This window comes from Prochlorococcus sp. MIT 0916 (assembly GCF_047305155.1).
Lineage (GTDB): Bacteria > Cyanobacteriota > Cyanobacteriia > PCC-6307 > Cyanobiaceae > Prochlorococcus_B.
Genome location: NZ_CP138980.1, coordinates 1,396,929 through 1,411,653, shown reverse-complemented (window position 1 = coordinate 1,411,653; position 14,725 = coordinate 1,396,929). Strand labels below are relative to the sequence as shown.

Genomic DNA, 14,725 nt, shown 5'->3' with positions numbered 1-14,725 from the left:
ATTTTATAGATTAGATTCTATTAAATAAGTTTGAATATAATCAATAACTTTATTATAAATTGGCTTATCTTCTTGTCCAATTGAATTATCAATTCCAGTCTCATTCAATTCAAAAAATGCTTGATCTTGTTCAATTAATGACTTGGTTACAAAATCTATCGAAGTTTTCAAATGGAAATTATTTAGTGCATCAGATATTTTCTTGCTTTGTAATGATTTAATAGATTCTTGACAATAATTAGCTAATTCACGGCTACTTGACATAACATTATAAATATATTTTTTAATCTCAGGAGGGCCCATTGTACACATATATAAAAGATTAATCATAGAGGAACTATTCAAGGGTATTGAATGTTTTCTTAAGATATCTGGCCAATAATATAAAGAATTTATTCCTTCTAAAGCTCCTCGTTTAAGACCAGAACTCTCGCACCATTCTATAAACTCATCTACACCTTTTGGACATCTTTTATACTCAATCATCTTCTCAGCTAAGATTTGACCAGCTTGAAAATTCCTAGTTGGTTTACCACTTACAGGCAACATCATGCTCCCTCTCACATCGGCAACCATGGCTGTCAATTGAGTAAAAGTATGATCTCTTACCTGAACAAAATCTCCATCCTTAAGATAGGATGCATGTATGCTTTGTACGCTATACCCAAGTTCAGTAATAGGGAAGGGTTGTTTTGTATATAAACTCTCCCTATCTTTTCGACTCATGGAAACATAGGCTGCCTGATCTAGGCATTGATCTAATAATAGTGTTAATAAAGTTGGCAACAATCCAGGATTATTCTTATGGAAAGTATGACCAAAACCCGCTAAGATTGAAGATATATTTTTAGCAGCTTTTATATATTGACCTTCAACGTTATGAATACCTGCAGAAACTTGAATATTTGGTGAGATTTTATTTAATAACTTTGCACCTAATATGGCATTCATAGCATTTGGATGACAAAAATTAGCAGTAAAGCTATCTAATGGGTTTCGAAGAGCTCCGTGTCGATGAAACCCTGAAAAGAAAGCTAAATTATTTAATTTTTCGCACAATACAAAAGATTCATTCAAATTATAATCATGACAAAATGAACCAACCAAGCATGCAATTAAAACATTATCTCGATTAAGTTCTTTTTTGAGTTTAAATGCTAAATTAACGTCTTTTATTATATGTTTACTATTTGAACTCAAAACAACTAATTCACAGTTAATTATTAAATCCTTAAGAGTATTATATCCTCCTGCTTTATCATCATTTGAAATTGCCATAGATTCAATTTTATTTTTTATACCGTTATCCATTTCAGAGAGATCAATAGCAGAAAAGGCACCGAAAAGCTCTCGACCTTCCCTAGGTGCTAGAAGAATATTGAAGCCCTCATTTTGCAACGCACAGTTATAAGCAAGAGAGGCAGGATATAAGCCGACACTATAAAAACCTACTTTTCCATTCAATACCTCTCTAATTCTTATAGCTAAAGGCTCACTCGAATAAGGCTCAGCAAAAAAGCTATTAGTTAAATTCTTATCAAACACAGTTTATATGCATTCCAAAATATTATATACAATAATAAGAACCTTTAAAAATAATTTTTTATTATGTTGAATATATATTTATATACTTATTTAAAAATAAGAACTATCAAGAAATTATATCTTGATTTCAACTAGAGTAAACTAACATTAAAGGCTTCTTTTATGAAAATGTTTAAGACTAAAGAAGAAGTTATTGATACTATAATAAATGAAAAAAATGTTCTAATAGTTCAGGATATTGACGGTGTTTGTATTCCACTAGTTCAAGACCCACTTAAAAGAGAAATCAACAAAGAGTATGTGAAAGACGTTGCAAGATTAAGAGAGAATTTTGCAGTCCTAACCTGCGGGGAGCATGAAGGCAGAAGAGGAGTTAATCGTTTAGTAGAGAAGGCACTTAATTCAAAAACAACAGCAAAAGAAAATGGCCTTTACTTACCTGGCCTGGCGGCGTGTGGAGTTGAATTTCAAGATAGATTTAGTAATCTATCCCATCCAGGGCTCAAAGATAATGAGATTAACTTTTTAGCAGAAGTTCCAAAGATGATGCGATCAATGTTAACTAATGAATTAAGAAAATTCTTACCAAATCTATCTTATGAAATAAAAAATAAATTAATTGATGTGGCAGTATGTGATACACGCTTTACTCCCACTTTAAACTTTAATGAAATTTTTAGCTACGTTAAAAATGATTTTCAAAAAGTAAAAGATTTGCAATTAATTATGGAAAAAATAATGAATAATTTACTAGAAGATTCTAAAAATTTTGGCTTAGATAATTCTTTTTATCTGCATTTGATGCCAAATCTAGGAATAAGAGATGGCAAAGAAATAATGAAATATTCAACTCAAAATGAATTCGGGACAACAGATATTCAGTTCATTATCAAGGGTGCAATAAAAGAAGCAGGTCTTTTATTGTTATTAAATAAATACATAGCAAACAAAACTGGAATTTATCCTTTCGGTGAAAACTTCAACGTTAGGAATGCTCCAAAGACACATAATAAATTAATAGAGCTATGCAGAGATAAAATTCCTAGTAATCAAATGCCACTTCTAATAGGTGTTGGCGATACAGTAACCTCTGTTAAAGATATTAAATATAATTCTTGGTTAAGAGGTGGAAGTGATAGAGGTTTCTTAACATTGATCCAAAGGCTGGGCGAATCATATAATAAAGAGAATCAAGTTGTATTTGTTAATAGCTGCAACGATCAGGTATTAAGACCAAGAATTAGTGGAACTGATATGAAAGGCATAAGTGATCCTAATGATGATTTAAAATTCAATATGATTATTAATGATGGCCCGAAAGAATATATAGAGTGGTTTAAACAATTAGCTAGCAACTATTAGCTAATTAGTAATAAAAATATAAAATATTCACACTGAGATAAATATTTAACTATAATCAAAGATTATGCTAGCGATATAGATCACTATGGAGATAGCTAAAACAAAATTCCCAGAAATCAGGAGAGACTATCTTGATACTTTGCAAATAAATATAGGTTATAAGTGTAATCAAGCCTGCAGTCATTGTCATGTTAATTCTAGTCCAAGTAGAACAGAGATGATGAGCGATGATATTATTAATCTTATACCTAAAGTCATAAAATCTAACAATATTAAGCTACTAGATATTACTGGAGGAGCCCCTGAACTTCATCCTAAATTTAAAAAATTAGTAGAAGAAGTACGTAGCCTTAATGTTGAAGTAATGGACAGATGTAATTTAACAATACTTACAGAGCCAGGCTATGAACATTTAGCAAGTTTTTTAGCGAAAAAAAAAGTACAAATAACTGCATCACTTCCTTGTTATCTCGAGGATAATGTTGACAAACAACGAGGAAAAGGTGTTTTTGAAAAAAGTATATTAGCTCTTAAACAGCTTAACACCTTGGGTTACGGCAAAAAAGATAAAGGTCTACTTTTGAATCTAGTCTATAATCCAAGCGGTCCACAACTTCCACCATCCCAAAAAGAATTAGAGGATACTTATAGAATAGAACTAAAAGAAAGGTATGGTATTTTTTTCTCGAATTTATTTGTTTTAGCTAATATGCCAATTAATAGATATGAAAACTATTTAAAGATAATTGGTAAACTAGAAGAATATAATAAATTACTTAAAGATAATCATAATCCAGTAAATCTTAATTCAGTAATGTGCAGAACAACTCTGAGTGTTGATTGGAAAGGTTATTTATATGATTGTGATTTTAACCAACAACTTGGAATGAAGAGAAAAGGTAAAGTCAAGCATTTGAATGATCTATTGATTCCGCTTGTCCCTTTAAAGAATAATCCTATTTCAATAGGAAATCATTGTTTTGGCTGCACTGCTGGAGCTGGTTCAAGTTGTGGTGGAGAATTAACTTAACAAACAAGGTTTATTTGTTAAAACATTTTGGACATAATGCTCTTACGTTTAACGATGACTCCAATAATTTAAATCCAAAGTTTTTAGCTGCTGCTTTACCAGCATTAATGACATCATTATTTTCAAACTCTTCTGTTCTTCCACAACGAATACAAATCAAATGATGGTGATCTGGATGATCATGACTAAGCAATTCGAACCTATTCCCTCCCTCACTTAAATCAAGTTCATTAAGGAAGGTCATCTTGACCAAGAGTTTTAAGGTTCTGTAAATAGTTGCAAGAGAAACCTTCTCCCCAGAATTTGTCAATTTGGAATGGACCTCCTCCGCACTAAGATGAATTCCAGAGCCAATCTCTTCAAACAAAGAAAGAACCTTTTTCCTCTGTGGTGTCATTCTTTTACCATCTGAACGAAGGCCAGTTTCAAAAGGAGAGGAATGAGTACGATAGGAAGAGGGAGAAACCAATATCAGCCTTGTTTTCTCAATAGTTTAGCGTAATGAGAACAACCTGCAACAAGGGAAAGCTTCCTCAGGGCTTTTGATATAAATAGTGCCTAAGTTTATTAGATGATTTATATTTAAATAAACAAAAAAATTCTAAAATGGATCAATTTGTAAAAGATAATCGCAGCCCAATCAATAATAATGATTTATTATTAGAGGATGAAACATTACTACTTATAGTAGATGTACAACAAAAACTTATTAACAATATCAAAAACAATAAATTATTAATATTTAACATTAAAAAGCTTATCGATACATGTAATTTACTTAATGTTCGTATCGCTATTACGGAACAAAACCCATTGAAGCTTGGGAAGACCATAGAACCAATTGCAGAAAATAATGAATATCCTAAATTTGAGAAAATGGAATTTAGTTGTAGTAAGAAAAAGAACTTTATAAATTATGTAAATGAATATAATTTTAAAAATATAATAGTTTGTGGAATTGAGAGTCATATATGTATTCTTCAGACATCGATTGATCTTTTACAACAAGGGTTAAACATTCTAATCCCAAGAGATGCTATTGGAAGTAGAAATGAAATAGATAATGATACTGCTTTTTTACGGCTGATATTGTCTGGTGCAGTTGCATCCACGACTGAAAGTCTAATATGTGAATTATGTAAGACCTCTAATAGAAAAGAATTTAGGGAGGTTAGTAAAATTTTAAAAAATTCATTTTCAAATTAAATAATTAGAAAATATCTAGACAAATGATTTTTTTCAGGCAATCTGAAGAAAAGTAATCTGACATCATGGATGATTTTTATAAAAACATAATTATTTCATTACTAACTTTTAGCGTAGGTTGTATTATTTCCCTAGTAAGTCCAAAAATTCTAAAAAAGCTTTTAAGAAGAATAACCTCTGCAACACAAAGCAAAACTGATGACTACATAGCTACTCTTTTAATTGAGACTATAAAACCTTTAGGATTTATCCTAAGTTTCATAGTTGCATGGAAAGTCTTACTAATTGGTGGAATAGTAGATAAGACATTGATTGGTATTAGTAAGTTTCTATGCCTTATTTATATTGTCAGATTTGTAAATAGAGTTTTCTTAAAAATAATACAAAGATGGGCAAGCAAAATAAATGATCAATCTATCAGTGAAATGATTCGTTCACTTAGTCCTATGGTTGGGGCATCTGTTTGGAGTCTAGGCGTTATTTTTTATCTTCAAAATATGGGTGTCCAAATGGCAGCTATTTGGGCTCTTTTAAGTGCAGGAGGTATAGGAGCTGGACTAGCCTTGAAAGAACCAGTTCAAGAGTTCTTCGAATACATAACGATCCTGCTAGATAAACCATTTCAAAGTGGACAATTTATTCATATTGATGGAATTTGGGCAAAAGTTGAGAGTGTAGGTGTCAGATCCACACGCTTAAGAAGTATTAACGGAGAAGCAATAGTAATGAGTAATAGCAGACTCACAAATGGAGTAATTTCAAATTATGCTGAGATGAAGAAAAGAAGATTGGTTCATAAATTAGGTGTGGTCTATGAAACCACATATGAACAAACAAAAAGCATACCTATGATTATAAAAAATATCGTTGATAAAACTGAAAATGCGATCTTCGACCGATGTCATTTTATCGAATTCGCAAATAGCAGTCTTGACTTTGAACTTGTCTATTACATTCCCACAAGTGATTATCTTCAAGCAATGTCAGCTCAGCAAGAAATTAATCTAGAAATAATGAAGAAGTTTCAAAGTGAAAACATTAACTTTGCATACCCAACCCAAACTATTCATGTAAATAAACAAGAGATATTTAGCTAAGTATCTTATCTATTAATGATTGAGATAAATCCCATAATTTATCTGATAATTCTCCTGCTTGTGCTTCGTTACTGATATCAGTTTCTTCAAAAATAAATTTACCTGATGAAATAATTTTATTACTATAATAATTGAAACCAGGTTTTCTATATTTAGATAAACAAGTTAGATTGCTTAAAAGTAAACCTGCATTTTTATTTGATGTGGTTATTCTCAAAATATCTCTAGCTACAAAAGCAAATAATATTTGTCCTAATTGATTATATTTTCTACTATACCTAAAAAATCCTAAATTATCTTTAGAGATAACCAAGCCTGGAGCCCATGCAATAACTGGGATTAGCAATTTCTTGCTTATCAAATTATTACTTAACTTTCTTGCAAAAAGAATATTACATAATTTACTATCTTTATATGCTTTGTCAGCATTGAATTTATTTCCATCAATCATTTCAAAACCTACACCAGATTCTAATCCTTTTAAATTTCCCAAGCTTGCCTTGGCTCCTACTTTACCTCCACCACTGTTAGGATTATGAACTTCTGAAGAGGTAATAATTATTCTTGGATCATTTTTTATATCTATTAAAGGTAATATCTTTTGTGTTAGGTAGAAATGTGATAAATGATTAACTGCAAAAGTTAATTCAACCCCCTGAGATGACATTCTAGGTGTTTTTGATCCGGTATATTGAAGACCGGCATTCAAAATTAAAACATCGATATTAACACATTTTTTTTTAAGTTCAGAGCAAAGAGAATCAATACTTTTAAAATCAGAAAGATCCATTATGGGAGTATAAATCTCACCTTTCTTAGATAATTTAGCTGGAGATTGATTAAGTATATTAGTCAATACTTCATTTGCTCTATATATATTTTTACAAGGTAAAATTATATTATGACCAAGGAAAATTAATTTTAATACTGCTTGATAACCAATACCTGATGAACCACCTGTTATAAAAATAGTTAAAGGTTTATCTTTTTTTGAAATACTTGATTTTTCTTTCATAAATTATTCATTTTTATATGGGATGATTTTAGAATTAAATTAAATTGTTTATTATTTCAATTTTCAATCAAAAACTCTTCATAAATACTTAAAAACAAAATAAAATCTTTAAGTTGATAAAAAACATTAATACAATTCATTGTTAATGCCTTCACGAGCTATTGTTGATTCTATAGGCAATGGTGTTTAAAGTGGTACTTCAGGAAGGCAATCAAATAACTAATTTTTATTCTAAGAAATTAAATCCTATTTTTCGACTCCAAGTAAAAGGAAATACCTATGTTCCTCAAGGGGATCTATGAGTACAAGTGCATTAAAAGATGCTCTAGTACTAGGCTCGGGCCCAGGCGCTTTATCAATAGCGGCAGCATTAGCCAGTGAAAACTTAAATGTTGAAATCTTATCGGAGCAATCGCCAGAGGAACCTTGGCCCTTCACTTATGGAATTTGGGGTGAAGAGGTTGACGAACTTGGTCTAAGTCATTTACTTGAACATAGATGGGTAAACACCATTAGTTATTTTGGTGAAGGAGACAAGGATCCAAATTCAAAAAAAAATGAGGTTACGAAACATAATAGAGATTATGGACTTTTTGATAAAAACAAATTACAAGCTTATTGGTTAGCGCAATGCAATAAGGCTGAAATAGAATGGCATAAGGGATCTGCACTCAACTTAGAAACGAATGAATTAACCAGCACAGTTAAAACGTCTAAGGGCAAGGAACTTAAGGCTCGGTTGGTAATTGACGCAACTGGCTACAAACCTGTTTTTATTAAATCTACTAACCAAGGGCCAGTAGCAGTGCAAACTTGTTACGGGATCGTAGGGGAGTTCAACGCACCCCCTGTCGAGAAGGATCAATTTGTTCTAATGGATTATCGCTGCGACCACTTGAATCCAGAGGAGAGAAAAGAAGCTCCAACATTTTTATATGCCATGGATATGGGAGATGGAAAGTTTTTCTTAGAAGAAACATCCTTAGGACTATTTCCTCCAGTCTCTCTTGATGAGTTAAAAAGAAGACTGGAAAAAAGATTACAGACTCGGGGTTTAGAAATAAAAAGTCTTGTACATGAAGAGCATGGTTCATATCTGCCAATGAACATGCCTATTCCTGATCTAACACAGCCGATCCTTGGATTTGGCGGTTCTGCTGGAATGGTACATCCCGCATCTGGATACATGGTTGGCAGCCTTTTAAGAAGAGCTCCTAAAGTTGCAAAAGTCCTTTCATTAGCAATGAAAGACCCAAAAGCATCCTCAGCTTCACTAGCAAAGAAAGGTTGGGAAGCATTATGGCCATCAGAACTGAGAAGGAAACAAGCTATTTATAAATTTGGATTAGAAAAACTGATGCGATTCGAAGAGAAGTTATTAAGAGGATTTTTTGTAGAATTTTTTAGTTTACCTAATAAACAATGGTATGGATTCCTTACAAATACACTTAGCCTTAAAGAACTAATATCCGCAATGTGGAAGATGTTTAGGAAATCACCCTGGACAATCAAACAAGGCTTAATGAATATGCATGGTAGAGAATTAAATTTATTATTTAAAGCATTAATAGTTAATAATAAATGAGAAAAATCCTTATAAGTGGCGCAAGTAGAGGTATAGGCAAAGCAATAGCATTAAAATTACTTAAAGAAGGACATTCATTAAGCTTGGGAGTTAGGGAAAAAAAGGATTTGATCAATACAACCTTAGATCCAAGATCTAAAAATCCAGATACATTCTTAGTACATACCTATAATGCAACTGATCAAAACTCATCAAAGGAATGGGTAGAGAAAACTGTCAAAACTTTTAAACATATTGATACTATTATTCATTGTGCTGGGATATTTAAAAAGACAAATTTATTATTTAATGATGATGAAATTAAAGATATTGAAGATCTATGGAAAGTTAATGTGATGGGACCGTGGATATTAACAAAACATGCTTGGAAGTATTTATCCCTTAGTAATTCAGCAAGAATTATTGTATTGGTATCGATGAGTGGAAAACGCTCAAAAGGGAACTTGGCTAGCTATTCAATGAGTAAATTCGCTTTAATGAGCTTATGTCAAACCATGAGAAATGTAGGATGGGAAAAAGGTATTAGAGTTACAGCTATTTGTCCAGGATGGGTAAATACAGACATGGCAAAAGAAATAAATCATTTTCCAAAAAAAGACATGACACAGACAAATGATATTGCATCTATTTGTTCAAATTTACTGGGTCTACCAAACAGTTCTGTTCCTTTTGAAATTGCACTAAATTGTCAACTTGAAACAATCATTTAGAAGAAAAACCATGCTTTTTAAATAGGATTACTGGTTTTCTTAAATGTGTTCAACGCTCCAAGAATTGCATTACGAAGATACTTATGAATATAATTTCTATAAAAACTTCCTATAGCTTTACCTACTGAATACGTTCTTTGTATAAGACCAACTATAAAATTAAAGAGCCATAAACAAATTAAAACGGTAAAAGCTAAAGAAGCAATTGAGTAAAACTTATTAAGCTGTTCTTGTATTGGTTCTAAGAATTGAAGATAATCAGAAATGTTCATACTCGCCAAAGCTCATTACCTATTAAATATATTTATAGCTATAATTTGATAATTAAGCAAGAATTTATAAATTATATGTATAGAAATAAAAAATTATTGTTTAGATTAAAAGGCAATTGAAAAGCGAGAAAAAGTATATAGAACATATCCAACGGAAACCATAGAAATAGCTATCAAAAGGCCCTTTAACCTATTAGAAACTGTCGAGAAAAGTGCAAGGTCATCTGTATCGTAGCCGCCAAAACTACCAAGGATTGCAAGTGACCACATGGGGAGTGAGGCAAATAATATGGAAAGAAAGAAACTATATATATACATCTTATTAATAAGGAATGAAACCAGAAAAGTTATGGCTGCAAAAAACAAAGATCCATTTAATCCTATTCTTAACTCATCATTTAAGCTTTTTGGGAAATTGCTTTTGCCTTCTAAATGTTTTTTACAATCATTAACTTCTGATTCAGATAAACGAAAATAGTTCGTATCCGGAATTCTTTTTTTCTTATAAAGCCTTAGCAATCTTACCTCAAAAGATTTGGGATCACTAGTTTTTAAAGAAGAAATTATTTCACCTGGCTTCATTTTACTAGCCTCACTTTTCAAATTAGTGGTAGATCCGAGTTTATACAAATCACCATTTTTCATTAAATAAACAAATCCTGACATAATTTTTATTTTCTTAAGAAATGAAGCTTTTGGAATATAAGAATAATGGATTATATTTTATAGTAAAATGTAACATCCAAAATAAATTATAAGGGATATACTTGTTAAGCATAATATATTTACTATTTATAGAATTAACTAAACATAACTAGGGATAGGGAACAAGATGATTTTAACAGGAAAATCATGAATCACAATATTCTATATAGCTTTAGAAGATGTCCTTACGCAATTAGAGCTAGATGGGCTTTATTAAATACAAATCAGGTAGTAGAGTTAAGAGAGGTCGAACTAAAGAATAAACCTATTGAACTAATTCAAATTTCTAAAAAAGCAACTGTACCTGTTTTACAGACTAGATTGAATAAAGTAATTGATGAGAGCTTAGAAATAATGATCTGGAGTATTGAAAGATCAAATATGCATGAATTACTTGGTGATAATAATAATGAGAAGTTAGAAGTAATATTTAGCCTTATAGAAACAAATGATAAAGTATTTAAATATCATTTGGATCGGTTTAAATATGCATCTAGATTTAATTTTGAAGAATCAGCAAGTCATCGCGCTGAAGCTATGAAAATACTTTTATCTTTAAATAACAGATTAAAAGTATTTTCAAACGAAGGAAAACCGTTATTTCTTGTTGATGCAAAAGAAACCTTAGCCGATTGGGCTATCTGGCCATTTGTAAGGCAATTTAGAATAGCGGACATAAAAAAGTTTGATCAGAACCATGAAATCAAACATTTAAGAAGTTGGTTAAATTATTTTTTTACGCATGAGAAATACCCAATAATTATGAAAAAAAATGAACCATGGAGCAAGCAAAATGAACCTCTATTTTTTGGACAATAAAGTAGAAAATCATTCTGAGGCCCTTCTTTTGTCAATGATTCTTGATAACTCTAAAAAATAACCAGCTGTACAAAATTTACCTAAATTTCTATCTCTATTTCCTATATCGCTCCTAAACTCTGCGGTCTCTGCCATGATTAAATCCAACTGGTCCTGAGGTAAATCATAGAGTTCTCTTAATTCAACCTCTTTTCCAAGTAGATGACTTTTAAACCATTTTTCTTTTAATTCTTGAGGAGGGATTTCTTTGTAAAGTTCTCGGTTCATGTAAAAGAGACAAATGTTTTATTAAAACTAATATTTATAAAATTATAACTTTAGTTAAGTATATTTATTGTCATGCTGATGCCTTTTTATATTTTGACTGCAAAGATATTGCTACTACGCATAAAGACAATGAAATTAATCCACAAAATTCTGTCCACCCTTTAAGCCCAAAACTACTAATAAACAAGGGAGCTATTACTGTAATTAGGCCTCCAGAAAGAAGTGGTTGTAAAAATAATTGCTTAATAGAAAATACAGGTAAAGTATTAGTAGAATTTCTAGGATCAGCCAATCTCAAAAGCAATAGTCCACTAGCTGCAACTCCAGTTGAATTTCCAAACTCTGCTATTGCTCTTTCAAACCATTCTTCTCTAAAAAATAATCTAGAAAAAATCAACATCCCTAAAAGATTCCAAATCAATCCACCTATGGCTAAAATCGTTATTGGAACCCAGTAGTTAATTAATAAAGGTAAATTCAATCCGGCCATGGCGGTAATTATTAGTAAATCTGTTGAAAGTATGCCAATCTCACGTTGAAAAAGTGATGAGACTAATTTAGTCTTACCAGCTTTTTCTAATAAGAATCTTACTAAAAATGAACCCATCAAAGCCAACGGGAAAACTGGAAAAGCTAATATCACCTGCTTACTTATATCACTTAAATAAGTAGAAGATAACCTTAAACAATAGAGTAAAAAGATTCCAACCAATACCGCTAATCCTACTAGAGCAAAATTATATAAAAGCAACTTAAGTTGTTCAATTGGTTTAAATTCCAATTCAAAGTCATTTAAATCATTTGTGAGTTCTTGTTCAGCAGGTACAAGCCATCCAAAAAACCTACCTAAAACAACTAAACCGCTCCCTAACAAAGTAGAAGCAAGTAAACCTACAGTTGCCATTGCAAATCCCAGATCTAATCCCTCAGGGAAGCCTAAATTCATAAAACTATCTCCCATTATTGCTGCAGCTCCATGCCCTCCTTCAAAACCAACTTCAATAATGCATCCCATCAGTGGATCTACTCCTAGATAAGGAAGCAGATATGACAACACAATTATCCCACCAACAACATATTGACCAAAACCTAACAAAAGGCCAAGCAATGCTTGCGAAGCAACTGGTTTCCATAAAGCACTAATTCTTGGAATAGGTCTTCCTAGCATTAAGGTCGCAAAAACCAACGTAAGCAATGGAGTTGGTAATTGCATCCAAGTATTCAGAACCCTTTCTGGTAATACAGAAAAAGGTCCATAAGGACCAATTAAAAAACCTAATGCTCCAACTAAAAGGGCAATGGGAATACCAAATCTTTCCAACTTCATTGCAGAATCCAATCTTCTACCAAGGGTTAGAAGAATTCCTATAATTCCAAGCAAACCTAAGGAAAGGACTAACGTTGGGATTGCATTAATTTTATATAGGTCTTCCAAACCTAAAAACGAAAGCCTCATCTATTAACGAGCTTACGGAAGTAAAAGAAAATTCCTAAAAAATAATATCCCATATGAATATTTAACATCGATAGCAAATTAGATTCTTATCATATCTCAATCAAATCATTTAATTAATTCTAATTATTAGTAACTATAAGATCAATCTATACCTAGGGATTTGTTAAATAAATTTTTTAAAAAAGATAAACTAATAAGAAATATATTTAATACTCATTGATGTTATTGAGCTATTGATAAATATTACCCAATAAAAAAGCCCCAAACATTTGGGGCTTTTTTACAAAGTTAAATTTATTTAACTATTTTAATGATACCGAAGCAGTATCAAGATTACTTAAGGCACCAGTTACTCGCTTGAAATCGAATCCCATTGCCCTAAGAGCATGCCATAAATGACCTTGGATAAAGAAGAATCCAAAGTAATAATGAACGTTAGCTAGCCAAGCACGTGAAGTATGAGCTCCGTTAGGAAGATCAACAGTATCTATCCAATAAGGAGAGATTCCAAATTTAAGTGCTAATGGTTCTCCAAACCATTCAACAGGATAAACAGTGGTATTTGTTGCACTCCAGAATGCTGCAACAACTGCCATCCAACCAATTCCAGCTAATGACCAAGAAAGAACAGCCTCAGCAGAGAGCAAACCAGCTCCTTTGAATTTTGTGTATTCCCCAACTTGCTTAGTAGCTATGTGGAAAGCACCACCAGTAATTTCTAAGAAAGCTAAGAATGCATGACCTCCCATTACGTCTTCCAAGCTATCAATAGTAAGGAAGTCGAACTGATGGTCCCAAATGTGACTCAAGTTAAGGTCATATTCAACCTGACGAATAGCACCAACAGCAGGATCATAAATTCCATGAATTCTGGCCCATTCAACAAACCAAATACAAGCGACACCAAAGAAAATCAAATGATGTCCAAGTATGAAAGTCTGGTTGTCAGGATTGTCCCATTCAAGTTTGAATTTCCTAGCCTGAGGTACTGAAGATTCCTGCATATCGCTAGAAAAAAGCAATGAATGCATTAATCCACCGGCGCCATAAACCATGGACAAAACCAGATGAACCACAGCAATTGAAACGACTGCAGTACCACCAACAAAAGCTCCGGACTCATCAAAACCGATACCTAAAGCTGCTAAATGAGGAAGAGCAATTAAAGGCTGATGACCCATTGGTATGGAAGGGTCAAAACGAGCCAATTCAAATAACGTGAAGGCACCAGCCCAGAAAGCAATCAAGCCGGTATGAGCGGCATGAGCAGCAATAAATTTGCCTGAACGGTTGGTGACCCCTGAGTTACCAGCCCACCACCCGTAGGTGACTGCTGAATTTCCATAGGTCTGCATTAGAAGTGCTATTTTTCAAAACCGAACAGAGAATACTGCAATTTCATCGAATACTCATGTAACAGAAAGAATCTGTAAATTTTTTTTATTATTCAAATCCTATGCAAATAAAAAATATCAAAAGAGTCGGTTTTAAACAATCAAAAACTGACATCAAATTAGAAATAACAAAAAAAATTACGCATTTTGCCTAATTAAGGCTTTTTAATTAAAGAACTAATTGATACATAAAAAGAATTCATATCAGGTATTCGAGACCAATCAAGCTCATAATCCATATAAATACATCCAAATATGTAAT

General features: G+C 32.1%; 15 protein-coding genes. 7 read left to right on the top strand and 8 right to left on the bottom strand.

Annotated features, from left to right (window positions below; genetic code table 11):
• Window positions 1-3: 3 nt before the first annotated feature.
• Window positions 4-1,545 (bottom strand): hypothetical protein, encoded by a 1,542-nt coding sequence (locus SIB53_RS07370; RefSeq protein WP_413677604.1) that lies wholly within the window; start codon window positions 1,543-1,545, stop codon window positions 4-6.
• A gap of 168 nt (window positions 1,546-1,713) precedes the next feature.
• Between SIB53_RS07370 and stpA the strand changes: the two genes are divergently transcribed.
• Complete coding sequence (stpA, locus tag SIB53_RS07365; protein ID WP_413677603.1) at window positions 1,714-2,907, top strand: glucosylglycerol 3-phosphatase; 1,194 nt, start codon at window positions 1,714-1,716, stop codon at window positions 2,905-2,907.
• Between the two features lie 85 nt (window positions 2,908-2,992).
• Window positions 2,993-3,937, top strand: coding sequence for an arsenosugar biosynthesis radical SAM (seleno)protein ArsS (gene arsS, locus SIB53_RS07360; protein ID WP_413677602.1), 945 nt, complete (start codon window positions 2,993-2,995; stop codon window positions 3,935-3,937).
• 10 nt (window positions 3,938-3,947) lie between these two features.
• Here arsS and SIB53_RS07355 read toward each other — a convergent pair whose 3' ends face one another.
• On the bottom strand, window positions 3,948-4,412 hold the full coding sequence (locus SIB53_RS07355; RefSeq protein ID WP_413679134.1) for a Fur family transcriptional regulator: 465 nt from the start codon (window positions 4,410-4,412) through the stop codon (window positions 3,948-3,950).
• Window positions 4,413-4,543: 131 nt separating this feature from the next.
• On the opposite strand from SIB53_RS07355, the gene SIB53_RS07350 reads away from it, so the two are divergent.
• Both SIB53_RS07350 and SIB53_RS07345 read left to right on the top strand, forming a co-directional pair.
• Complete coding sequence (locus tag SIB53_RS07350; RefSeq protein WP_413677601.1) at window positions 4,544-5,143, top strand: isochorismatase family protein; 600 nt, start codon at window positions 4,544-4,546, stop codon at window positions 5,141-5,143.
• A gap of 65 nt (window positions 5,144-5,208) precedes the next feature.
• Window positions 5,209-6,240 (top strand): mechanosensitive ion channel family protein, encoded by a 1,032-nt coding sequence (locus tag SIB53_RS07345; RefSeq protein ID WP_413677600.1) that lies wholly within the window; start codon window positions 5,209-5,211, stop codon window positions 6,238-6,240.
• Here SIB53_RS07345 and SIB53_RS07340 read toward each other — a convergent pair.
• A complete protein-coding gene (locus SIB53_RS07340; protein ID WP_413677599.1) occupies window positions 6,233-7,255 on the bottom strand; it encodes an SDR family NAD(P)-dependent oxidoreductase in 1,023 nt (340 codons plus the stop codon). The two genes, SIB53_RS07345 and SIB53_RS07340, sit on opposite strands and share 8 nt — an antisense overlap.
• Window positions 7,256-7,553: 298 nt before the next feature.
• Between SIB53_RS07340 and crtL the strand changes: the two genes are divergently transcribed.
• Entirely contained in the window at window positions 7,554-8,840 is a 1,287-nt protein-coding gene (crtL, locus tag SIB53_RS07335; protein ID WP_413677598.1) for a lycopene beta cyclase, read from the top strand.
• Complete coding sequence (locus SIB53_RS07330; protein ID WP_413677597.1) at window positions 8,837-9,550, top strand: SDR family NAD(P)-dependent oxidoreductase; 714 nt, start codon at window positions 8,837-8,839, stop codon at window positions 9,548-9,550. Before crtL ends, SIB53_RS07330 begins: the two co-directional genes overlap by 4 nt.
• 17 nt (window positions 9,551-9,567) lie before the next feature.
• Here SIB53_RS07330 and SIB53_RS07325 read toward each other — a convergent pair whose 3' ends face one another.
• Window positions 9,568-9,822, bottom strand: coding sequence for a hypothetical protein (locus tag SIB53_RS07325; RefSeq protein WP_413677596.1), 255 nt, complete (start codon window positions 9,820-9,822; stop codon window positions 9,568-9,570).
• Between the two features lie 105 nt (window positions 9,823-9,927).
• Window positions 9,928-10,488 (bottom strand): GIY-YIG nuclease family protein, encoded by a 561-nt coding sequence (locus SIB53_RS07320; protein ID WP_413677595.1) that lies wholly within the window; start codon window positions 10,486-10,488, stop codon window positions 9,928-9,930.
• A gap of 186 nt (window positions 10,489-10,674) precedes the next feature.
• Here SIB53_RS07320 and SIB53_RS07315 point away from each other — a divergent pair, with 186 nt between their 5' ends.
• Window positions 10,675-11,346: a glutathione S-transferase gene (locus SIB53_RS07315; RefSeq protein WP_413677594.1), complete on the top strand. Its 672-nt coding sequence runs from the start codon at window positions 10,675-10,677 to the stop codon at window positions 11,344-11,346.
• Window positions 11,347-11,355: 9 nt separating this feature from the next.
• On the opposite strand, the gene SIB53_RS07310 is transcribed toward SIB53_RS07315, so the two are convergent.
• From SIB53_RS07310 to SIB53_RS07300, 3 genes are all read right to left on the bottom strand, one after another.
• Complete coding sequence (locus SIB53_RS07310; RefSeq protein ID WP_413677593.1) at window positions 11,356-11,613, bottom strand: hypothetical protein; 258 nt, start codon at window positions 11,611-11,613, stop codon at window positions 11,356-11,358.
• A 70-nt stretch (window positions 11,614-11,683) separates the two neighbouring features.
• Complete coding sequence (locus SIB53_RS07305; protein WP_413677592.1) at window positions 11,684-13,069, bottom strand: sodium/glutamate symporter; 1,386 nt, start codon at window positions 13,067-13,069, stop codon at window positions 11,684-11,686.
• Between the two features lie 302 nt (window positions 13,070-13,371).
• Window positions 13,372-14,424, bottom strand: a complete 1,053-nt coding sequence (locus SIB53_RS07300; RefSeq protein WP_413677591.1) for a chlorophyll a/b binding light-harvesting protein — start codon at window positions 14,422-14,424, stop codon at window positions 13,372-13,374.
• Window positions 14,425-14,725: the final 301 nt, after the last annotated feature.